The organism is Sulfitobacter sp. PR48 (assembly GCF_028807335.1).
Lineage (GTDB): Bacteria > Pseudomonadota > Alphaproteobacteria > Rhodobacterales > Rhodobacteraceae > Sulfitobacter.
The window spans coordinates 1-4,402 of the sequence record NZ_JARAMM010000047.1 but is presented as its reverse complement, the minus strand read 5'-3'; the positions used below and the strand labels follow the sequence as shown (position 1 = coordinate 4,402).

Genomic DNA, 4,402 nt, shown 5'->3' with positions numbered 1-4,402 from the left:
GGCCAAGGCTTGTGGCTGGCGTCGTGGAAGAACGATTTCGTTGTTTCGGGGGGAGCGGGTGCAGGAACGTGCTTTTTCAGCAGCCTCAGGCCGGGGCAAAACCCCGGCCTTTCTCTGGCGCGATGGCCAGGCGCTCAGAAGCGCAGGGAGCCGCGCACGGTGAAGGTTGTCGCATCGGCATCCGCGCCGGCGACACCGCCGATATCGTCGAACTTGTGATGCAGCACTTCCGCACCGACGGTGTAGCGGTCGGTGATCTTGTAGGTCGCGCCGATCCCGGCAAAGGGGCCGGTTTCATCGCCGAGCGAAGTATCGGCACGGGCCGCACCGGCGGTGGCGTAGATCAAGGTGTTGCCAAGGTCGTAACCGCCCTTGAACTTCAGCCGGGCCACGGAATCGACATTGGCCGCGCCGTTGTTCAGGTCGATGTCGGTCTTGTCATAGTCCAGTTCGCCACCGATGACATAATTGCCCAGGTCATAGTCGTAACCGGCGTGGAAACCGTAGGTGCCATTGTCACCATCCAGCACGCCCGGACCGTCGACATCGCCATACCCCAGTTGCAGACCGGTGTAGAAGCCGGTCCAGTCACCGGAAACCGGGACCGGCGCAGGTGCGGGCGCATAGACCGGGTCTTCCACCACGGGGTCTGCCAGGTTGCCGGCATAGGCGGCACCGCCCATGGCTGTGCTTGCGGCAAGTGTGATCGCGCTGATCTTGATAAACTTGTTCATGTTCTGCTCCTTGGCATTGTCTTTTGTTCATCCCGCATGATGCGCGGTTATTGGATGAACCCGGAACATAGGTATCGGTTTCGCAATGTCTGCTCACACGCACGTGATGGGCTGGAAGTTGCGCAATTCGCCATTTCGGTTCGGCTGGTTTCAGCTTGGGGCAAAAATCGCCCGGAACCTTTTGCTGCATGGGCAAAATCATGCCGCGCCTGCACGGGTCGCAAACAGGCCGCGCGGTCGTAAACGGAACAGACGGCCAAGGACGCGATTTGCACGATGGGGCAAGGGAGAGGCCATGAACGCTGATCTGTGCATCATTTCACGCATCATCCGCACGATCGGGGCGGAACGTGGTCGTGCAGCCCGCGGCGCGCCGCGGCGGCGCTGACCCCCGCCTGCCCTGCACCTCTTCCACCGGAACATCACCATGACAGATCTTTCACCGACACGCACAGGGGGCCGCGCCGCGCGCCGTGCCGCCCGTGCCGCCCCGCTTGCACAACACCTGCGCCCGATCCGCCCCGGCCTGGAGGGCGGTCTTTACCGCCCGCTGAGCGATCAGGGCATGGCGGACATCCACAATGCCGCCCTGACCGCGCTTGAGGAAATCGGCCTGGCCGATGCCCCGGCCAGCGGCATTGCCTATCTGACCGGCGCAGGCGCGATCCTGGGCCAGGACGGGCGCCTCCGGTTCCCCCGCGCGCTGGTCGAGGATACCATCGCCCGCGCCAACCGCAGCGTGACCCTGTTCAGCCGCGACCGCCAGCACGATCTGGAACTCTCGGGCAACCGGGTGCATTACGGCACCGCCGGGGCGGCGGTGCATATGGTCGATGCCCTGGGCCGCAACTACCGCGAATGCGGGGTGCAGGACCTGCATGATGCGGCCCGCATCTGCGATGCGCTGGACAATATCCACTTTCTGCAGCGCCCCATGGTCTGCCGCGACATCACCGACAACCGCGAGATGGACCTGAACACGATCTATGCCTGCTGCGCGGGGACCGGCAAACATGTCGGCACCTCCTTTACCGATCCCGCCTATGTGGCGGAGGCGCTGGAGATGCTGCACATCATCGCAGGCGGCGAGGACAAATGGCGCGAACGGCCCTTCGTGTCGAACTCCAACTGCTTTGTCGTGCCGCCGATGAAATTCGCCACCGAAAGCTGCATGGTGATGGAGGCCTGCATCGCAGGCGGCATGCCGGTGCTGCTGCTGTCGGCGGGCATGGCCGGGGCCACGGCCCCCTCGACCGTGGCAGGCGCCATCGTGCAGGCGGTGGCCGAATGCCTGGCCGGGCTGGTCTATGTCAATGCGGTCAGGCCGGGACATCCGGCGATCTTTGGCACCTGGCCCTTCGGGCTGGACCTGCGGTCGGGCGCGATGACGGGGGGATCGGGCGAACAGGCGCTGCTGACCGCCGGCTGCGCGCAGATGCACAAGTTCTACGGCCTGCCCGGCGGTGCCGCCGCCGGGATCGCGGACAGCAAGCTGCCGGACATGCAGGCGGGCTGGGAGCAGATGTGCTCCAACGTGATGGCGGGGCTGTCTGGCTGCAACATGATCTATGAGGCGGCGGGCATGCATGCCTCCCTGCTGGGGTTCTGTCATGAAAGCCTGATCCTGGGCGACGACCTGATCGGTCAGGCCCTGCGCTGCGTGCGCGGGATCGAGGTCACGGAAGAGACCCTGGCGGTGGAAGAGATGCGCGCGGTCTGCCTTGGCGGGCCCGGTCATTACCTGGGCACCGAACAGACCCTGGGCCGCATGGAAACGGATCACGTCTATCCGAAGCTGGGCGACCGGACCTCGCCCAAGGAATGGGCGGAAAAGGACAAGCCGGATCTGATCGTGAAGGCGACAGCGCGCAAGGAGGAGATCCTGGCCCGGCGTGCCCCTGCGCGGTTCGATGCGGCCACCGATGCCATTCTGCGGCGCCGTTTCAGAATCCACCTGCCGGGCTGAAGCCACCCCCCGGGCTGACGCGCGCCCGGGCAAACAAAAAGGCCCGGTGCCTTGGCACCGGACCTCATCGGGGCATGGGGGGCCTGTTGTCGCTGCCGTGCCTCCCCCCGATGCCCCGAACCCGAAACGGGGCTGATATAGCGCTTCGGGATATACCTGAATCACTTGTTCGCTGCCTCTCCCTGCGGTCGAACGCGAAAAGTGATGTTGGATGTTTCAAGTTAATCCCGAAACGCTGTAGCATTTCCAGTTTATGTTGTATCGCCGATGTCCCGAGAGCGCGCAGCGCGGCAGGGTATCGGCGATACAAGTTCAAGGCGTGGCGCTTTAGCCTTCGTCGGAGGTGGGCATCACGCCGGCTTCCTGTGCCGATTGCACTTCGGCATCGTCCAGCGCGCCGTCGGCGTTCAGGTCCATCGCCGAATATTGCTCTGCGGTCACGTCAGGATAGACCGCCTGCACCTCGGTCACGCTGAGCAACCCGTCGCCGTTGGCGTCCAGGTCTGCGACCCCGGCACCCATCGCATAGGCGGGCAGGCAGAGGGCTGTCAGGGCGGCGAGGGTTACTTTGGATACATGTGTCATGTGATACTTCCTTTTCGTGGTTTGGTCGAAGGTCTTGCTGCCTTCAGGGTGTTAGACGCATCCGGAGCGGTTTGCGTTCATCCCCCCGGAGCGGCGCGCGAAGGCCTGCCGACCTGGCCCCCGGCCATGGGCAAAGCGCCGCCCAAAAAGCCCCGGAAGCCGGTTTCGGCGGAAATTCCCCAACTGGTTGTGTTCCGGTGAAATCGGCATGCTGCAGAAAAATGAGCGAGGCAGCACCATGACAGACCCCCTGACAGCCCACCTGACCGTCCCCGTCGCGGGCTCCGGACCGGCCCCCGAGCCGGCCCCTTCCCCTGCCCCATGCGCCTTTGACGCCCTGATGCCCCGGCTGCGCGCCCGCGCCCGCAAACTGACCCGCAGCGCGGAGGAAGCCGAGGACCTGGCACAGGAGGTGGCGCTGAAACTGTGGCAGCTGCTGGCGGGGGATGCAGAGATCGCCGCCCCCGACCGCTATGCGATGATCATGCTGCACAACCTCGCGCGGCACCGCTGGCGCGGGACACGCCAGACCGAAGAGCTGACCGAGGAAATGGCGGTGACAGCACCCGTGGCCCCGGCCCGGCTGGCCTGCACAGAACTGCGCGCGGCCATCGCATTGCTGCCCCGCGACCAGCGCGCCTGCATGGAACTGGTGCTGGCCGGTGACACCAGCCCGCAGGCGCTGGCGGCGCATCTGGGTGTGCCCGAAGGCACGGTGATGTCACGCCTGGCGCGGGCGCGGGCCAGCCTGCGGCGGCAGATGGCGCTGGAGGGATCGGTGTCGGAACTGCTGTGAGCGCGGACCGGGGGCCAGCCCCCGGACCCCCGGTGGTATTTTTGGAACAATGAAGCCGGGGGTGGTGCAGGAGGTTCGGCGCGGTCCGGGTATGGCAAATGTGGTGCAGAGGCCGGAGTCAGCGCGCATCCTCCTGAGCAGAAAAAAGGGAGAGCCGAAGCTCTCCTCAGATTGCTGACAAACCCGGAAACGGCTGCCGTCGGAGGTAAATCGTTCTTCTGCGTTCTGCGTTAAGTTTTCGAACGAAGGGCCGCGCCCGAGCCTGGGAGGGCGCATTGAGACGCGCATTCGGAGCGCTTCCCTTACAAATATCAATGTTGT

General features: G+C 65.0%; 4 protein-coding genes. 2 read left to right on the top strand and 2 right to left on the bottom strand.

What is annotated here, in order from left to right; translation table 11 throughout:
- Positions 1-134 precede the first annotated feature (134 nt).
- Positions 135-734, bottom strand: coding sequence for an outer membrane protein (locus tag PVW51_RS24000; protein WP_274578201.1), 600 nt, complete (start codon positions 732-734; stop codon positions 135-137).
- Positions 735-1,161: 427 nt separating this feature from the next.
- Between PVW51_RS24000 and PVW51_RS23995 the strand changes: the two genes are divergently transcribed.
- Positions 1,162-2,700 (top strand): trimethylamine methyltransferase family protein, encoded by a 1,539-nt coding sequence (locus tag PVW51_RS23995; protein WP_274578200.1) that lies wholly within the window; start codon positions 1,162-1,164, stop codon positions 2,698-2,700.
- Positions 2,701-3,027: 327 nt separating this feature from the next.
- Here the strand turns inward: PVW51_RS23995 and PVW51_RS23990 are convergent, their stop codons facing one another.
- Positions 3,028-3,285, bottom strand: coding sequence for a hypothetical protein (locus tag PVW51_RS23990; RefSeq protein WP_067287678.1), 258 nt, complete (start codon positions 3,283-3,285; stop codon positions 3,028-3,030).
- A 238-nt stretch (positions 3,286-3,523) separates the two neighbouring features.
- Here PVW51_RS23990 and PVW51_RS23985 point away from each other — a divergent pair, with 238 nt between their 5' ends.
- Positions 3,524-4,081, top strand: a complete 558-nt coding sequence (locus PVW51_RS23985) for an RNA polymerase sigma factor (RefSeq protein WP_274578197.1) — start codon at positions 3,524-3,526, stop codon at positions 4,079-4,081.
- Positions 4,082-4,402 lie beyond the last annotated feature (321 nt).

Bases quoted from the DNA above. Each gene is read 5' to 3' on its own strand.
- PVW51_RS24000 (WP_274578201.1), bottom strand. From the start codon at position 734: ATGAACAAGTTTATCAAGATCAGCGCGATCACACTTGCCGCAAGCACA.
- PVW51_RS23995 (WP_274578200.1), top strand. From the start codon at position 1,162: ATGACAGATCTTTCACCGACACGCACAGGGGGCCGCGCCGCGCGCCGT.
- PVW51_RS23990 (WP_067287678.1), bottom strand. From the start codon at position 3,285: ATGACACATGTATCCAAAGTAACCCTCGCCGCCCTGACAGCCCTCTGC.
- PVW51_RS23985 (WP_274578197.1), top strand. From the start codon at position 3,524: ATGACAGACCCCCTGACAGCCCACCTGACCGTCCCCGTCGCGGGCTCC.